This window comes from Bacillus sp. 3G2, from assembly GCF_044324725.1.
GTDB classification, from domain to species: Bacteria; Bacillota; Bacilli; order Bacillales; family Bacillaceae_G; genus Bacillus_A; species Bacillus_A mobilis.
This window is the reverse complement of sequence record NZ_CP172246.1, coordinates 2,818,665-2,834,451: the sequence shown is the minus strand read 5'-3', so window position 1 is coordinate 2,834,451 and position 15,787 is coordinate 2,818,665. Positions and strand designations below refer to the sequence as shown.

At 34.6% G+C, this 15,787-nt stretch carries 20 protein-coding genes; 14 read left to right on the top strand and 6 right to left on the bottom strand.

The genetic code is table 11. The features are described 5' to 3' along the window. The first annotated feature begins 9 nt into the window (after positions 1 to 9). Positions 10 to 324 carry a DUF3892 domain-containing protein gene (locus ACHZK0_RS14565; RefSeq protein WP_262742517.1) on the top strand — a complete coding sequence of 105 codons (315 nt, stop codon included), beginning with the start codon at positions 10 to 12 and terminating at the stop codon, positions 322 to 324. 83 nt (positions 325 to 407) lie between these two features. Here ACHZK0_RS14565 and ACHZK0_RS14560 read toward each other — a convergent pair whose 3' ends face one another. After that, on the bottom strand, positions 408 to 848 hold the full coding sequence (locus tag ACHZK0_RS14560) for a YaiI/YqxD family protein (protein WP_395760541.1): 441 nt from the start codon (positions 846 to 848) through the stop codon (positions 408 to 410). 231 nt (positions 849 to 1,079) lie between these two features. Further along, positions 1,080 to 2,522 carry a PLP-dependent aminotransferase family protein gene (locus tag ACHZK0_RS14555; protein ID WP_395760540.1) on the bottom strand — a complete coding sequence of 481 codons (1,443 nt, stop codon included), beginning with the start codon at positions 2,520 to 2,522 and terminating at the stop codon, positions 1,080 to 1,082. A gap of 124 nt (positions 2,523 to 2,646) precedes the next feature. Between ACHZK0_RS14555 and ACHZK0_RS14550 the strand changes: the two genes are divergently transcribed. Further along, complete coding sequence (locus tag ACHZK0_RS14550; protein WP_262742511.1) at positions 2,647 to 3,558, top strand: DMT family transporter; 912 nt, start codon at positions 2,647 to 2,649, stop codon at positions 3,556 to 3,558. A gap of 33 nt (positions 3,559 to 3,591) precedes the next feature. Here the strand turns inward: ACHZK0_RS14550 and ACHZK0_RS14545 are convergent, their stop codons facing one another. Continuing rightward, positions 3,592 to 4,044 (bottom strand): NUDIX hydrolase, encoded by a 453-nt coding sequence (locus ACHZK0_RS14545; RefSeq protein WP_395760539.1) that lies wholly within the window; start codon positions 4,042 to 4,044, stop codon positions 3,592 to 3,594. Between the two features lie 96 nt (positions 4,045 to 4,140). Here ACHZK0_RS14545 and ACHZK0_RS14540 point away from each other — a divergent pair, with 96 nt between their 5' ends. The 4 genes from ACHZK0_RS14540 to ACHZK0_RS14525 are packed head-to-tail and all read left to right on the top strand — an operon-like array spanning position 4,141 to position 6,932. Next, the gene (locus tag ACHZK0_RS14540; RefSeq protein WP_262742508.1) at positions 4,141 to 4,548 is read left to right on the top strand and encodes a DUF3980 domain-containing protein; all 408 of its coding nucleotides are present in this window, start codon (positions 4,141 to 4,143) and stop codon (positions 4,546 to 4,548) included. 17 nt (positions 4,549 to 4,565) lie between these two features. Further along, positions 4,566 to 5,036: a GNAT family N-acetyltransferase gene (locus tag ACHZK0_RS14535; protein WP_262742507.1), complete on the top strand. Its 471-nt coding sequence runs from the start codon at positions 4,566 to 4,568 to the stop codon at positions 5,034 to 5,036. A gap of 48 nt (positions 5,037 to 5,084) precedes the next feature. Further along, a complete protein-coding gene (locus tag ACHZK0_RS14530; protein ID WP_270607184.1) occupies positions 5,085 to 5,975 on the top strand; it encodes an AraC family transcriptional regulator in 891 nt (296 codons plus the stop codon). 24 nt (positions 5,976 to 5,999) lie between these two features. After that, positions 6,000 to 6,932, top strand: coding sequence for a serine hydrolase domain-containing protein (locus ACHZK0_RS14525; protein ID WP_262742504.1), 933 nt, complete (start codon positions 6,000 to 6,002; stop codon positions 6,930 to 6,932). Between the two features lie 171 nt (positions 6,933 to 7,103). On the opposite strand, the gene ACHZK0_RS14520 is transcribed toward ACHZK0_RS14525, so the two are convergent. Beyond that, positions 7,104 to 7,742, bottom strand: a complete 639-nt coding sequence (locus ACHZK0_RS14520) for a CPBP family intramembrane glutamic endopeptidase (RefSeq protein WP_395761719.1) — start codon at positions 7,740 to 7,742, stop codon at positions 7,104 to 7,106. Between the two features lie 289 nt (positions 7,743 to 8,031). Between ACHZK0_RS14520 and ACHZK0_RS14515 the strand changes: the two genes are divergently transcribed. After that, positions 8,032 to 9,057, top strand: a complete 1,026-nt coding sequence (locus ACHZK0_RS14515; protein ID WP_395760538.1) for an SDR family oxidoreductase — start codon at positions 8,032 to 8,034, stop codon at positions 9,055 to 9,057. A 54-nt stretch (positions 9,058 to 9,111) separates the two neighbouring features. Continuing rightward, positions 9,112 to 9,543: an SMI1/KNR4 family protein gene (locus ACHZK0_RS14510; protein ID WP_262742533.1), complete on the top strand. Its 432-nt coding sequence runs from the start codon at positions 9,112 to 9,114 to the stop codon at positions 9,541 to 9,543. A 120-nt stretch (positions 9,544 to 9,663) separates the two neighbouring features. Here ACHZK0_RS14510 and ACHZK0_RS14505 read toward each other — a convergent pair whose 3' ends face one another. Beyond that, positions 9,664 to 9,804: a hypothetical protein gene (locus ACHZK0_RS14505; protein ID WP_204335682.1), complete on the bottom strand. Its 141-nt coding sequence runs from the start codon at positions 9,802 to 9,804 to the stop codon at positions 9,664 to 9,666. 196 nt (positions 9,805 to 10,000) lie between these two features. Between ACHZK0_RS14505 and ACHZK0_RS14500 the strand changes: the two genes are divergently transcribed. The 6 genes from ACHZK0_RS14500 (at position 10,001) to ACHZK0_RS14475 (ending at position 13,681) form a co-directional block, all read left to right on the top strand. After that, complete coding sequence (locus tag ACHZK0_RS14500) at positions 10,001 to 10,390, top strand: GntR family transcriptional regulator (protein ID WP_088029875.1); 390 nt, start codon at positions 10,001 to 10,003, stop codon at positions 10,388 to 10,390. Next, entirely contained in the window at positions 10,378 to 11,250 is an 873-nt protein-coding gene (locus tag ACHZK0_RS14495) for an ABC transporter ATP-binding protein (protein WP_262742498.1), read from the top strand. The genes ACHZK0_RS14500 and ACHZK0_RS14495 overlap by 13 nt, the downstream gene beginning before the upstream one ends. Further along, positions 11,238 to 11,855 carry an ABC-2 transporter permease gene (locus tag ACHZK0_RS14490; RefSeq protein WP_395760537.1) on the top strand — a complete coding sequence of 206 codons (618 nt, stop codon included), beginning with the start codon at positions 11,238 to 11,240 and terminating at the stop codon, positions 11,853 to 11,855. The genes ACHZK0_RS14495 and ACHZK0_RS14490 overlap by 13 nt, the downstream gene beginning before the upstream one ends. Before the next feature lie 29 nt (positions 11,856 to 11,884). Continuing rightward, positions 11,885 to 12,178 (top strand): YfzA family protein, encoded by a 294-nt coding sequence (locus tag ACHZK0_RS14485; RefSeq protein ID WP_262742497.1) that lies wholly within the window; start codon positions 11,885 to 11,887, stop codon positions 12,176 to 12,178. Between the two features lie 369 nt (positions 12,179 to 12,547). Beyond that, the gene (locus ACHZK0_RS14480; protein WP_395760536.1) at positions 12,548 to 13,015 is read left to right on the top strand and encodes an NUDIX hydrolase; all 468 of its coding nucleotides are present in this window, start codon (positions 12,548 to 12,550) and stop codon (positions 13,013 to 13,015) included. Positions 13,016 to 13,036: 21 nt separating this feature from the next. Next, complete coding sequence (locus tag ACHZK0_RS14475) at positions 13,037 to 13,681, top strand: alpha/beta hydrolase (protein ID WP_270343890.1); 645 nt, start codon at positions 13,037 to 13,039, stop codon at positions 13,679 to 13,681. Between the two features lie 46 nt (positions 13,682 to 13,727). Here ACHZK0_RS14475 and ACHZK0_RS14470 read toward each other — a convergent pair whose 3' ends face one another. Next, positions 13,728 to 15,671 carry a GTP-binding protein gene (locus ACHZK0_RS14470; protein ID WP_395760535.1) on the bottom strand — a complete coding sequence of 648 codons (1,944 nt, stop codon included), beginning with the start codon at positions 15,669 to 15,671 and terminating at the stop codon, positions 13,728 to 13,730. Positions 15,672 to 15,787: the final 116 nt, after the last annotated feature.

The following is a 15,787-nucleotide window of genomic DNA, read 5'->3' as shown; positions in this document are numbered from 1 at the left end:
GTGAATGTTATGGACAATAAAGACTTTGAAAAAGTGTATAATGATTACTTACATCAAGGAGAAGAGCAAGCTAAATTTGAAGTAGACCATGAAGTCAATTCAGGAGCAGAACAAATTGTTGCCGTTCGTAAAAATGATGATGGTGATTTAATAGCGTTTAAAACAAGTAGCGGGAGAGAGTTAGATTATATGACTGCTCTTAGTGAAGCGAAATCAGGGAAGTTAGCTCATGTGGACGTATTTCATAAGTATGGTAGAGATATTATACGTAGTGAAGCGGATGGAATAAAAGAAAATAACTTAGATAATTTACCTTCATTTTAAACGGGTAAACCTCAAGAAGAGAATGTTCATCCTGATATTCTCTTCTTTTTTTACAGCTTTCCCTACAAATGGAAGGTTCATTTTTATAGTGCAATTATACTTTTAAAGAGCGCTCTAAATTTCTCTTTATCTTCTGCTGTAAATGGTTTCGGTCCCTTTGTACGCTTACCGCTTTTTCGAACCATTGCACTTAAATACCGTGTTTGTAATAGTTGGTCAATGTTTTCATTCGTATACTTATAGCCTTTATGGTGTAATACGATACAGCCTTTTGCTAAAGCGAGCGAAGCAAGACCGTAATCTTGTGTTACGATTAAATCTTCTTTTTTTGCTAACTGCATTATACGGTAATCCGCAGCATCTGCTCCAGAATCAACATAAATCGTTTCTACACCTTTTGGTTGCTGAGCATTAGAGTAATGAGAAAAGCTAGTAACGAGGGTTACAGGGATTGCTGCATTCGTAGCCTCTAAAATAATCACATCTTTTACAGGACAAGCATCTGCATCAACGTAAATTTTCATTTTTATCGCTCCTATAAAGTGAAACTTTAATCAGTGGGGGAGTTCATCCTCCACTGATTATTAGTTGAACCAATCGGGCATTTACGGGCAGTTGATCTCCCACCTAACTTCTTTGTTACAGCTGAATTTTGAGGTGGGAGTTTTATTGCCCACAAATAGCGGGGAAACTAGGTTCGACTTGATGATAATGGTAGATTTTTCTTTTGTCAAACGAGAAAGCTTTATGTAAATTTATTTTCCACAAATTAAAATAGCCTCACGTAAACGAGAAATACCTTCCTCAATTTGATCAATATTCACTTTTCCATAAGATAAACGAATATAACCATCTTTCGCGCCGAAAATACTACCTGGCATAAATGCGATTTCTTGTTTTAAACTTTGCATAATGAGTTGTTTTTCGTTTATCGGTTCGTTTAATTTTCCCCATATGTATATACCGCCGGTCGGGTTTGAAAAAGAGATTTTATCGTGAAGTTGCTCGTTTAGGGCGCGAACGATAACGTCTCTTTTTTCTGCTAATTGTTTTCGTAACGGGACGATATGAGACTGAAATGGTACAGTTTCGAAAAATTGCTGCATAAGCCACTGCGGGAAAATGCTCATACCTAATTCCATTTGGTGCCTTGCGTCGGATAACCTTTCTACTACAGACTGCGGGGCGACAAGCCAGCCGACTCGTAAGCCTGGCGCAATCATTTTTGATAAGGAATGTACATAAATGACTGTTCCATTTTCATCAATTGATTTTAAAGTAGGGCAAGGTTGTTTCTTTTCTAGCGTAAGTAAACTGGACGGATCATCTTCCACAATCGCAATTCGTAAATCTGCGCAAAGTGATAACAGTTTTTTTCTACGGTTTGGATGCAGCATTGTGCCCGTAGGATTTTGGAAATTTGGATTTAAAAAGATCATTTTAATACGATGCTTTCTATATAATTCTTGCACATCGTCTGGATTAATACCGTTTTCATCGACAGGTAACGGGAAAATACGAATACCCGCTGATTGGAATAACGGTAAGGAATAACAGTGTGAAGGACTTTCGAAAGCGACCGCATCACCTGGATTTAATAAACATTGAACGATAAGGTGAAGTGCTTGCTGTGCGCCGGATGTAATCATAATGGATTGTTCAGTCGCTTCAACTTTTAAATATTCCTTCATATATTTTACGACGGCTTGTCTTAACGGGAGATACCCTTGCGGATGATCATAACTTAATGAATGCGTTAACGGTTGTTCTCGTAAAATCGTTTGTAGTTGATCGTGAGGATAGAGGTTACAACCGAGCTCCCCGTTTGCGAAATCAATGATGTTCTCATTTTGTTGTACTTCCGCACGAATATGGCGAAGTAACGGTAAGTTTGGTAAAAACGTACCACCTTCTACGAAATTTCTCCAGTTTGGCGTTAATGTTGGAGAGACGCCCCACATATGTGTACTTACACGTGTACCTTTACCAGTCGTACTTTCTACAATTCCCATAGCGCGTAGTTCATTATAAGCAGTCGTTACTGTACTACGGTTTACATTTAACTGCGTAGCTAATTTCCGTTCAGAAGGGAGGAAGCTACCAGGTGGAAGTTCTCCGTATGTAATACGTTTTTCAATAAAGTCAACAACTTGCTGATAAATTGGGATTTTACTGTCGTTATCTAGCTTCCATTCCATACAAACACCTCCGCATCTCTTATATACATTCAGTATAACAAATTGGCTGGGTAAAAAAACAGCCAATTGGACGGTGTTATATCCAGCCAATTTTACTATGCTAAATATGGAAGGGGAGATTCGGATGAAAAGATGGCAAATGGAATGGCTCCTAGTATCAGTAGCATTAGTATGGGGAGCAAATTATACAATAGGAAAGTATGGCGTGGCATATATGTCATCCATTCAATTTAATAGTTTACGATTTTTAGTAGCATCACCGGTATTATTACTTATTACATTTATGATGGAACGCTCATTACGTATTGAAAGAAAAGATTGGTTACGATTAGTAGCAGTCGGTATCGTTGGTACGGCGATGTATCAAACGATGTTTATGCTATCTGTGAAATATACTTCCGCAACGAATGCCTCATTATTAATTGCGATGTCACCTATATTTACAGGGATATTAGCAGTATTACACAAACAAGAACGTTTTTCGATGAAAGTACAAATTGGTTCAATAGTAGCGTTTATTGGTGCAGCATTCGTTCTATTAACAGGACATACAGGAGGAGCTACTTATGAATATGCGTGGCTCGGAAATGTAATTGGATTAGTCGCAGCAATTGCGTGGGGTTGGTATCCAATTTTAGCGCAACCTCTTATTACAAAATACTCCGCAATGAGAGTCACATCATGGTCTACTTTAATTGGAATTGTACCGCTAGTTATATACTGTTTATTCAACGTAAATACTTTAACGTGGCCAGTAGATGCGCCAAGCTGGGGGTCGCTTGCATATTCAATCATCTTTGCGACCATCTTCGGACTAGCAATGTGGTATGTTGGTATTAGTAGAATAGGCTCAACGAAAGTAATGGTTTATATGTATCTCGTACCATTATTCGCAGTTATCTTTGCGGCAGTAACAATTGGAGAGCAGATTAATATGATGCAACTCGTTGGCGGACTTATTATTTTCATCGGATTATATGTTGTAAAAAAAGGCGGAATGAAAAAGCCAGCTCTCAATTTGAAAAAAGTAAGTTAACAGTAAAAATGATCTCTTTCATATAGAAGGAGATCATTTTTGTTTTCGTAATAAAAGCGCTTGTTCAACAGCCCATCTTTGATGATCGTGAAGGAGAAGTTCTACAGCAAGTGAAGGAGACATCCACCTTAGAACATGATCCTCCTCACTGTTTTCAGTTTGTTTCTGCACCAAGTTCGCAATATAAAAGAACCCATCATTTAAGTAATATGTATCTTCCTTTTCAGCATAAAAATATCGAGCTGCATTACCGATATACTGATCAATTTCAATTGCCCATCCTAATTCCTCTAGTAGTTCACGGTGCACACATTCTTCTTTAGTTTCATTACCTTCGATACCGCCACCAGGTAAAAAGTAACGGTCACCTTTTTGGATAACGGCAACCTTTGAAGAAAATGAATGGAAAATGATCGCATAACAACTAGGTCTTAATACATAATGAACGGTAGATTTTTTTGAGCCAAACATGAGTTTGGAAATCATAAAGAACGACCTTTCTCTATAAAATACATAAAAGGAATATTAAGGTAAGTAAAGAATGATATAAGTATAATCTTAATAGATTGGAGTGGTAACAACATGATAAATCGAAAATGTTCAAGATGTAAAGAAATAACGGGTACAATACATGGGGGTAAAAAAATAAAGGAAGAATTTTTATGTGAAGACTGTTTGCAAAAAGGAATTGAAAGCGGGGAAATCGAATTATCACAAGTGGAGCAAGAACAAACTTCGTATCTTTCTATAAAAATATTAAAAATAATGAGTGTGATTTATTTAATAGGATCAATTTTAATGGCTTTTTCAACCGGTCCATTTATACATAATATAGGATTTGATGAAATGTCCATTTCAGGCTCAGAATTAGGTTTAATAAGTATTGTTATGTTAGGTTCTATATTCCAGTCTGTTCTTGTATTTTGCGGGATTTGGGTATTCATCCTTTTAGTAGAAACAGTCATTAAAATATATGAAAAAATGAAGTGAGCGAGAGGGAGAAATATATGCGAGTAAGAAACATCCAAGGGGAAGATTATGTAAAGATTCATTCTGTTTTAAATGATTGGTGGGGCGGAAGAGATATGGCTGACATGTTGCCAAAACTGTTTTTCGTTCACTTTCAAGAAACGAGTTTTATCATTGAAGAAGATGGCGAAACGTTAGGTTTCTTATGTGGATTCTTTTCGCAAACATATAAAGATGAAGCATACGTTCATTTTATCGGTGTAAATCCGAAGTATAGAAGAAGAGGAATCGCATCGACATTGTATTCTTATTTCTTTGATGCCGCTCGTGCAAATAATCGTAAAGTTGTAAAAGCAATTACGTCACCAATTAATAAAAAGTCGATACAGTTTCATCAAGAAATCGGTTTTCGAATTGATGCCGGGGATGATGAGATAGAGGGTGTATCGGTACATACAAATTATGATGGGAACGGCGGTAGTAGAGTTTTGTTTTTGAAAAATGTGTAAAAGTAGGCTAGCTTAACGTTAGCCTTTTTGTTGTGAGGAGATAAAAGTATGGAGAGTAAACAAAGTAGAAATGAGTACTTACGACGCATTTATAAAGTGCAAGATTATATAGAATCACACATAGATGATCCAATTTCAATTGAAAAGCTAGCGGATGTAGCAGGATTTTCAAAGTTTCATTTTCATCGTATTTTTAAAGGTATAGTAGACGAGCCATTATCACGGTATGTAAACCGATTAAAATTAGAAAGAGCAACACATCTACTTACATATCGCGCAGATATGACGATTACGGATATCGCTTACCATTTTGGTTTTACAGATTCAGCAGTTTTCTCTCGAACATTTAAAAGTCATTACGGAGTAAGTCCGTCTCAATATCGAAACGACAATAGCAAGAATTGCAAAGACGTAAGCAGAACTTCTCAATACAATGAGTGTAAGAAGGTTCGAGGAAATGTTGAAATTGTATCAGCGGACGATATACACGTCGCATATATAAGACATATCGGTACATATGAAGAGTTAACGATAGCTTTTCCAAAAATGATAGAGAAATTATTTCATTACGCAGCTGAGGGAAACTATCATGTATTTGAGGATACGAAAGTATTAACCATTTACCACGATCATCATGAATTTACTGAGGACAATCATTTAAGAACTAGTTTATGTATAACAATTCCGGATGGGTCCGTAGTAGAAACAAGCGACATTGGAATAATGGTAATACCTTCTGGAAAGTATGCGGTAGGTCATTTTGAAATATTTCAAGATGAATACAAAGGGGCATGGGATTTCTTATACGGTGAGTGGCTTCCAAACAGCGGATATAAACCGAGAGATTCGTATCCTTTTGAAATGTATAAAAATGACTCAAGGCAGCACCCGGAAAATAAACATATAGTTGATATATATGTACCTATCGAACCTTTTTAATCATGGGTTAAAGGGGAATGAATAATGAAAACTGCTGAAAAGTTAGATCTGATTATAAAAGAAGAATATAAAAATGTTAATGGGATGTTAGTAGTACAGAGAGGCAATGTTGTTTTTGAAAACTATTATAATGGTTACAGTCCAGATGATGCATTTCATATAGCCTCAGTCACAAAAACGATTATTTCTGCGTTAATTGGGATATGTGTAGATAAAAGGTATATAAAAAGCGTTGATCAAAAAGTAATAGAATTTTTCCCGGAATATAACGTTCATTCATCTGAAATAACAGTAGGGCATCTTCTTACGATGACAGCTTCACATCCTTTCGTAGACTGGCAGGAACCGTTAGAAGAGCTATGTACGCAACGAGATTGGGTACAGTATACGTTAAATAGGATAGGAGCAGGCGGAGAAGTCGGGGGTTTTAAATATTCATCTGCAGGAGTTCATTTACTATCAGCAATCATAACGAGTGTAACAGGAAAAAGTGCGCGTGAATTTGCGAATGAACACTTATTTCAGCCACTCTGCATGAGAGAAATTCCAAACTACAATATGAAAGCATTTGGATTTGATGACTTATTCGGAAAAGATGTAAAGGGATGGGTTCATGATCCAAATGGTATTTCGACAGGCGGTTGGGGACTAACGTTAACAGTTAAAGATATGACTAAGTTTGGACAGCTGTATTTGAGTGAAGGTATTCATAATGGAAAGCAAATACTATCAAAATCATGGATAAAAGAATCGACAGAAATGAACCAAAATCAATATGGTTACTTATGGTGGTTACGAGAAGAGGATGGAATCTTTTCATACTGTGCAATGGGCGATGGTGGGAATGTAATTTGCTGCGTACCAGAGAAGGAATTGGTGGTGGCGATTGCTTCTGGAGTCATACCAAATGCAGAGGATAGATGGAAGTTAATTAAAGAGTGCATACTTCCTTATTAAAAGATTAATATGGTTATTTTTATAAAAACAAGAATAAAAGGTTTGGTTAAACTTGTTTTGTTCTTCATGATAGAAAAAAAGTGTTATATTAACCAAGTTGAGCAACTAAGATTAGAAAACTTCAACACCTATACGATTATTGAATAGGTGTTGAAGTACATTATAATTTGTTTAGGTACTTTTAACTTTTCGATGTATTAGATACATCATGCCAAACACAATTACGAGCAAGATAAATTTAATTAATTCCATTAGGCTAATACCCCATGTTGTTGCTACTCCATCTGTTAAATAAAATACATTAAACATACCATGTAAAATTGCAGATGTTATCACAGAATGGCTATACTCTCTCGTATACGTCAAAATTATAGATAAAATAAATAATAACGAGAGATAGCTTAATATACCTACAAACCATAATTCATAGTTTTTATAAAAGATTGATACTGGTAAATGCCATAATGACCAAAGTGATGCAGTAATGATTGCTGTTTGTTTTAATGAATAATTTTTTCGTAAATGGTAATGAAAATTTCCACGCCATATGATTTCTTCTAAAAATGCAGACAAAGCGGCAATTGTAAGACCGATGAGCAAGAGAACTCCTAATTCATTCCAATGATGAAATAAGAAATTTATATTATAAATATAAAAATAAAAATGGAGACATAGTCCTAGAAGTATGGGGGATAAAATGGAGAAAATTAGTATTTTTATTTTTGGTCGTGAAATTCCAAATGTATGAACTATTTTTTGTTTCTTATATAATTTCTGATATAAAATAGCAGCTAAAAGCGGAATGACCATCGTAAACCCTAAATAATTACGACCATTTTCTATGTTCAGTAAGATGATATATACAAGTGATGTGAGGCAATACATACAAAATGTTGAATGATAAACTATGTTTCTATTCATATTGTTCACCTACTTACATGTATAAGTGATTAATCAAATATCCGATATTTTAATTATATATGAAATGGAAATTACATATGTTGAACTTGTAGAAAAAGTTAGACTAACCCCGTAACTTTTCACAGCAAAAAATCGTTTAACACAAGTAAGGATTTTCAATCACGAATGGGGGAGAACTATGAAGATTCTAATTTTAGGTGGTACACGATTTTTAGGAAGAGCTTTTGTAGAAGAGGCATTAAAAAGAGGGCATGAAGTTACATTATTTAATCGCGGAACGAATAAAGAAATTTTTCCTGAAGTAGAGCAGTTAATTGGTGACAGAAATGATGATGTTTCAAGTTTAGAAAATCGAAAATGGGACGCGGTAGTCGACACGTGTGGGTTTTCTCCGCATCACATTAGAAATGTTGGAGAAGCATTACACGATAATATAAAGCATTATATATTCATTTCCAGTCTTTCCGTATATAGAGACTGGATTCCGCATCATATAAAAGAAGATTATATATTACAAACCGAACCTACAGGTGATCAAATAAAGGCTGTAGAGAATGGTGAAGTTTCTCCTTATGAGTATTACGGTGCGCTGAAAGTATTGTGTGAAAAAGAAGCAGAGAAGTATTGGCCGGGGCGTGTTTTACACGTAAGAGCAGGACTTCTTTCAGGGATGTTTGATTATACAAATCGGCTTCCATACTGGATTGGGCGTGTAGCAAAGGGAGGAAAAGTGTTAGTTCCAGGAAGAAAAGACCGTTCAGTGCAGATAGTTGATATAAAAGACGTCGCAAACTGGGGATTAAACATGGCAGAAAACAATAAAGCAGGTACATTCAATGTAACAGGTCCAAATTATGAATTAACGATGGAAAAGCTATTAAATATGTGCAAAAAGGTTACGAATAGCGATGCTGCATTCGTTTGGGTAGATGAATCATTTATGAATGAACATAAAGTACAGCCTTGGACAGAGATGCCTTTATGGCTTCCAGAAACTTTTTCATTGGAAGGTGAGACGAAGCCGTGGAAAGGTGGTTTTTCTATTAATATTGAAAGAGCTATAAAAGAAGGACTTACTTTTAGAAGGTTAGAACATACAGTTACAGATGTGTATGAGTGGATGAAGAGTGTGGAGGAATGGGAATTAAAAGCAGGTATTTCAGGAGAGAGGGAGAAAGATTTGTTAGAAAAGTGGTATCAGTAAATTTAGATGAGCCCTTTGAATATACTTGATTGCACATAAGGAGGAGAAAAGGTGATGTGGAAAAACACAATTCACAGTATCTCACAAAACTTAAGTTTCAATAATCCAGCTACAAAGGATGAACTTACTGATATACAAAAATGTTTACATTTGGAATTTCCAAATGATTTGTATCAATTATTACAGGAAACAAACGGTGTAGAAGGTGAATACGGGGATTTTATTTGGTCTACTTCAAAAATTAAAACTGAAAATATGAATATGAGAAATATAGTTGATTTCAAGGATTTATATATGCCTTTTGATTGTTTATTATTTTTTGCTGATGGCGGAAATGGTGATTTGTTTGGTTATTCCATTTTGAATGGAATCGTGCAAAGAGAGGATATATATGTATGGAATCATGAAAATGATAGTAGAACTTGGGTTGCTTCTTCGTTAGAAACGTTTATGAAGTGGTGGGAAAGTGGGAAGATAAAAATTTAAACATAGTATCATGAAAAACGCCTTGTTACGAAAGAAACAAGGCGTTTTTGGCAATTAACAAATCTACGACTCTATCGATTCTTCCCCATACATGTTCCATAACTTAGGAAACATCTTTTTTTATCTTTCTTCGTCATCTTCATTCCAGTCTAACTTGATATCAACTTCCTCAGATTGTTCTTCTGTTTCAAACTCTTTTGCTTTCACATTACCAGCTGAGCCAATTTCTCCGTAAAACACAACGTAGTCTTTATACCGCATTAGATAGCAGTAAGACCTCCACCTCAAAATCGAGCAAATACGAGGAAGTTCCGTATAAATAAGTTGTATGAATTACATTTATTATTAGATTGTACTTACGACTGTATTTTGGGAATTTTCTGTTGATTTAAAATGTGCGATAGTATATATTGTATATAAAGTATATATACAATATTTTTTAAAAAGAGGTATTTGCATGCAAATCGTTATTACGAACACTTCAAAGGAACCTATTTATGAACAAATTGGTGTCCAAATAAAAAAACTTATTTTACTAGGTGATTTAAAGCAAGGAGATGCTCTTCCTTCAATGCGTCAGTTAGCAAAAGATTTAAGAGTAAGTATTATTACAACGAAAAGAGCATATGAAGAACTGGAAAAAGACGGTTTTATTTATTCAATTGTCGGAAGGGGGTCCTTTGTAGCAGAACAAAACATTGAAACTATGAAAGAAAAAAAATTAAAGACAGTTGAAGAAAAGTTGTGTGAAGCGATTCAAAATGCTAAACAAATGGATGTTTCTTTAAATGATCTAAAAGAAATGCTTACAATTTTATACGAGGAGGAGAACTCTTGGAAAATGTAATAGAACTTCAAAATGTCAGTAAATCTTTTAAAGGATTTCAAATTAAAAATTTTTCGATGGAAGTAAAAAAAGGATTTGTTACGGGTTTTATTGGGGGAAATGGATCAGGTAAATCTACAACGATTAAACTGATTATGAATCTACTGAACCCGGATAGTGGAAATGTCTCCTTATTTGGCATGAACTATTCGACTGATGCGAAGCGAATTAAAGAAAGAATTGGTTTCGTTTATGACGATAATGTGTTTTATGATGAACTCACATTAAAGGAAATTACTAAAATTATTGCGCCTGCTTATAAAAAATGGGATTTTAACCAATTTACATATTATAAAGATCTGTTCGAATTACCATTAAATAAAAAAATGAAAACATTCTCCAAAGGAATGAAAATGAAAGCCTCTCTTGCAATTGCTCTTTCACATCATGCTGAACTAATTATTATGGATGAGCCTACTTCCGGACTCGATCCGGTATTTAGGAGAGAATTATTGGATGTTTTACAAAATATTATGCAGGATGGTGAGAAAACTATCTTTTTCTCATCTCATATTACAACGGATTTAGACCGCATTGCCGATTATATTACATTTATTCAAAATGGGAAGCATATTTTTACAAAAGATATTTATGCCATTGCAGAAGATTATATTTTGGTCAAAGGACCACTAGATATGTTAGATTGTGATACTGAGCGTGAATTTATATCTGTATGTAAGGCAAATACAGGTTTCGAGGGATTGATTGAAAATGTAAATTCTATCGAAACTTTATTTAATAAAGAAGTGGTGATTGAAAAACCAAGTTTAGAGGATATTATGTATTTCATGAAAAAGGGGGAGTCAAGATGCTTAATTTAATTAAAAAGGATTTGATTTTACAAAAAACTTTTTTACCTGCTTATCTTTTATTTCTAGTTACCTATTTGTGGGCCGGTATGGATGTAGCATATGTCATAATCATTTGTAGTGCCGTTTTTGTAATTAACACATATCAATCTGATGATAAAGATAATGATAATATTTTAGTAAACTCATTACCGTATACTAGGAAGGAAATTATAAGTTCAAAATACGTTGGAACCTTATTTTTTACAATAGTAATCATCCCATTTTGTTTGGTTGGAAAATATTTCATTTTAGACAGCATGGAATTTCAACTTTCCTTAGAAAGTTACATTCTAGGCTTCTTGGCAGTCATGCTGATTACTGCATTTTACATCCCATTTTTTGTTGCATTTAAAGTGAAAACACTTGTACCAGTTTTTATATTTTTATCTATTGGAGTTATATATTTAATGCGAAATACTCCATATTTATTAAATAAATATGCTAATGGTGTACTGACCTTTTTAAAAGAGATTTCAGACTTGAAATTATTTCTTATATTTGCTGTCATAGCAGTGGGGTGCTATGGGGTTTCATGGATATTATCTATTCGTATCTATCAGAACAAGGCTCTTTAATAGCAAGTTCTAAAAGGAGGATCATTTAAATGACATCAAAAAAAGAGCATCCTATTCGAATACGAAATTGGCTGAAAACTCTTGGTGCATTTTTCGTTATGCAACTAATTTTTATCATCCTTGATATGAATTCGTGGATACCGAACTTCAAGGAAGGAGGAGTTGGGGAGCGTCTCGTTAATTCAGAGTTCTTTACGGAATGGTTCGCTCCTTATAAAACAAAGCAATTTAACGTATTAACGGCAGCTATGGCTATTTTATTATTCCTAAATGTATTAACAAGTGCAATAAAAGACGCTTTTTCTAGAAAAAGAATTAATTAGCACATAAGTTGACCTTGCGTTTTTTAATAATGTCTTAACAATATTTAAAAACAACAGGGGAAAGATAAAAACTCCACTTATCACTTATTGATGTTTCACTTTATCTTTACAATGATTCCTTGAAAATTATTTGATTTTTCAGTTTTCTATATTGATAGAGATGCATTCGTCCCCCATAATGCTTCCGAAGTGTGCGCAGTAATTGTGACATATGTATTTATACTTGTGATGACAAATGATGTGTATTGTTTTTGGAAAGTTCGAAAATTATTGAACGAACTAGAGAAATTTAGTAATCTTATTTGTACAGCACATACATATTAGTTTTGTAATGTTCGATATTTAAAAAATATGTAAGGGGGAATGGGTGTGGATCTTACGTTTAAAGTTGAGGAAACATGTTTTAATTACCGAGTCGGAGCAATTTGTAAACAAGGTAATAAAATCCTTATATTGCAAGGTGACGGTGAAGATTTTTGGTACGTACCAGGCGGAAGAGTGAAAATGCTAGAAAATAGTGAAGATGCGTTAAAGCGAGAACTTGCGGAAGAATTAGCAGTTCCTATTGAGGTGAAGAGATTAATATGGTCGGTAGAAAATTTCTTTACACTTTCTGAACGAAAGTTTCATGAAATTAGTTTTTACTATGAAGTAGAGCTGAAACAATTACCTGCAAATGGGGCAGACCAGTATATTCTTGAAGAAGAAGGTAGAACGTATTTCTTTAAGTGGGTGCCGGTAGAAGAGTTAGATATATATAACTTACAGCCAGCGTTTATAATAGAGAAAGTAAAGGATGTATTCGTTCATACAGAACATATCGTTTTACAAAAGTAAATGTATGCGGAGGGGAAAAGGATGAAGGGGACTAAAAAAGAGATTCATGTAGATAGCAAAGTAATTCCATATACACATATCGAAAAAGGTTCCAGTACGGTTTGCTTTATGTTCTCAGGTTCAGGATACAATTACGATAAACCGTTATTTTATTATGCGACGATGCTAATGCTCGAAAATAAAATAGATGTAGTACATATTCATTATTCTTATGACGAACAGGTAATGAATAAATCAATGGAAGAAATAACGAAAGTAATGATGGATGATATTAATCCTGTAATGAAGGAAGTATTAAAAGGTGAGCAATACAATCATACGATATTTTTAGGGAAGTCACTGGGAACAATTCCGATTGCAAATGATTTAATGAAGAGAGAAGAGTTTTTACAGTCAAAAATGATACTACTTACACCTTTACTAACTATTGATTCTATTTTTGATTCAATCCTACATAGTCATCATAAAGGGTTATTAGTAATTGGAGACAAAGATCATCAATATAATGCAAATCAAATGGTGCAATTAGAGAAATCTAAATTTAAGATAGAGGTTATTAAAAATGCTAACCATTCTGTGAACGTAGGAGAATTTGAAACCGAGAATTCAATCGAAGTAATAGCAAAAATAATAGGAAAACTTAAAGAAGTTGTTAGGACAAACTAACCAATTAATACATGCAAAAAGAGGTGCAATTTGCACCTCTTTTTATTTAATAAGCCCTCAACACATGAAGTAAATAATCCTTACGATTCAGCGGATTATAATCAACACGTTTTCGAGTAGGGAAGGGAGCCTTCAGTTTTGTGTAACCAGTGGGATTCACTGTAAATATACCGTCTCCTTCTGTAAATGAATGAAGCATTCGCTTAAAATGCTCTGTTTTTGCAACAGGTAATGAGCCTGTTAACTGGTAAGAATTAGTGTTTAATATAGGCTCACTAAAAGTTGCTGGAATAGCAGCGAGCTTATACATCGCGGTACTAATTGCGTACTCCGGTACATTCAATTCAAACTCGTTTACTGGCTCATATACACATGTCTTAGCTTGCTTTAAAGCATCCATTAAAACGAGTGGTGTTAAGTTTCTAAAGTCACTCGCTGTTGTAACAGGACTAGCATAACCTGTATGTGTTAACGTGACGATCATGTCCGTAACTTCCCAGCCGTATAAACCTTGTTTTAACGTTTGAAACACTGTATCTTCAATCGCTTTATGAAATGCTAATGGAAGTGAGCCCAGTTCAACACCTAACTTATATGTTATGCCAGAATTAAGTTCACCACGTTCGATATTAAAGCCGATTGTTGCGTAAAATGGATTCGCTTTTTCGCCCATTACTTCAACGCTATTCCCTATGCCAATGGGTTTCTCAATACATACGACACGCGTATTTGAGAAAGTCACCTGCAAATTATATTTCTCAAAAAGAGTTGTTTCAATTACTTCTTTTTGTACTTCACCGAAAAGGCGAATATATAGTTCATTATGAACATCATCTTTCCACACTTTAATGAGCGGATCTTCTTCACATAACTCCATAAGTGCAGCGTATAGATCATGAATTCGTTCTTTTAGTACTGCATCAATAGCAGCTTCTATTTGTGGTTCGGCAAAGTGAATGTCTTTTATATAATCCGTTCGTTCACCGATAATATCACCAATTTTAATATCACTCAGTCCCCACACTTTGCAAAATTCTCCGCTAGGAACGATTGAAGCTTGAACTGCATTTCCGTTATGAAACATGCATATTTTCTTAATCTTTTCTTTATGTGCCAGAGCGTCATCACGCTGTATATCAACATATTTTCTAACGTGTAAACGACCAGAAAAAACTCTTACATATGCAATCTTTTCACCAGAAGGTTCACGTTCAATTTTAAACACAACACCGGATAATGTTTCATTTTCAGCAGGCTTATTAGCTGGAAATAATGATGAAATATTTTCGAGCAGTTCAGTTACACCTATACCTGTCATGGCTGATCCGAAAAAGATAGGGAACACATTTGCTTGTTCTATTTGTGTAATGAGCTTTTCACTTAATAATGTATCCGGTACGATTTCGTCATTTACATATGATTCAAGTAATGATTCATTATATGGTACTAACAGTTCCATACAGTCGTCATATGATTTGTATTCAATGATCCGGGCTTCTTTCGTTCCTTCGTTTAGGACAGAATAGAAGGGAAATGCTTCATTTGAAAGAACCTCTTTTATTTGTTTCATAACTTTTTCAGTATTTGCACCACTACGATCAATTTTATTAACGAATAAAATAGTCGGTATGTTTAGTTTCTGTAATGTTCGCATTAAAATTTTTGTTTGTGCTTGCACACCTTCAACGGCAGAAATAACTAAAATTGCACCGTCTAGAACACGGAATGATCGCTCCACTTCAGCGATAAAATCAGCGTGTCCAGGTGTATCAATGACATTTACTTTTAAGTCATTGATACAGAAAGAGACGACAGATGCTTTAATCGTAATTCCGCGTTGTCTTTCTAATTCCATTGAGTCAGTTTGCGTATTACCACTATCTACTCGGCCAATTTCTTTAATCACATTCGTTTCATAAAGAATACGCTCAGTCAAACTCGTCTTGCCAGCGTCTACGTGCGCGACAATCCCTATATTTATTGTTGTCATATGTGAATATCCTCATTTCATTTTCCATTTTTAATTCCTCATTTCTATTTGTGTATTGCCGCATTACAATCACTCTCCAGTTCTTTAAATTAGTACTATTATAGTGCAATTAACAT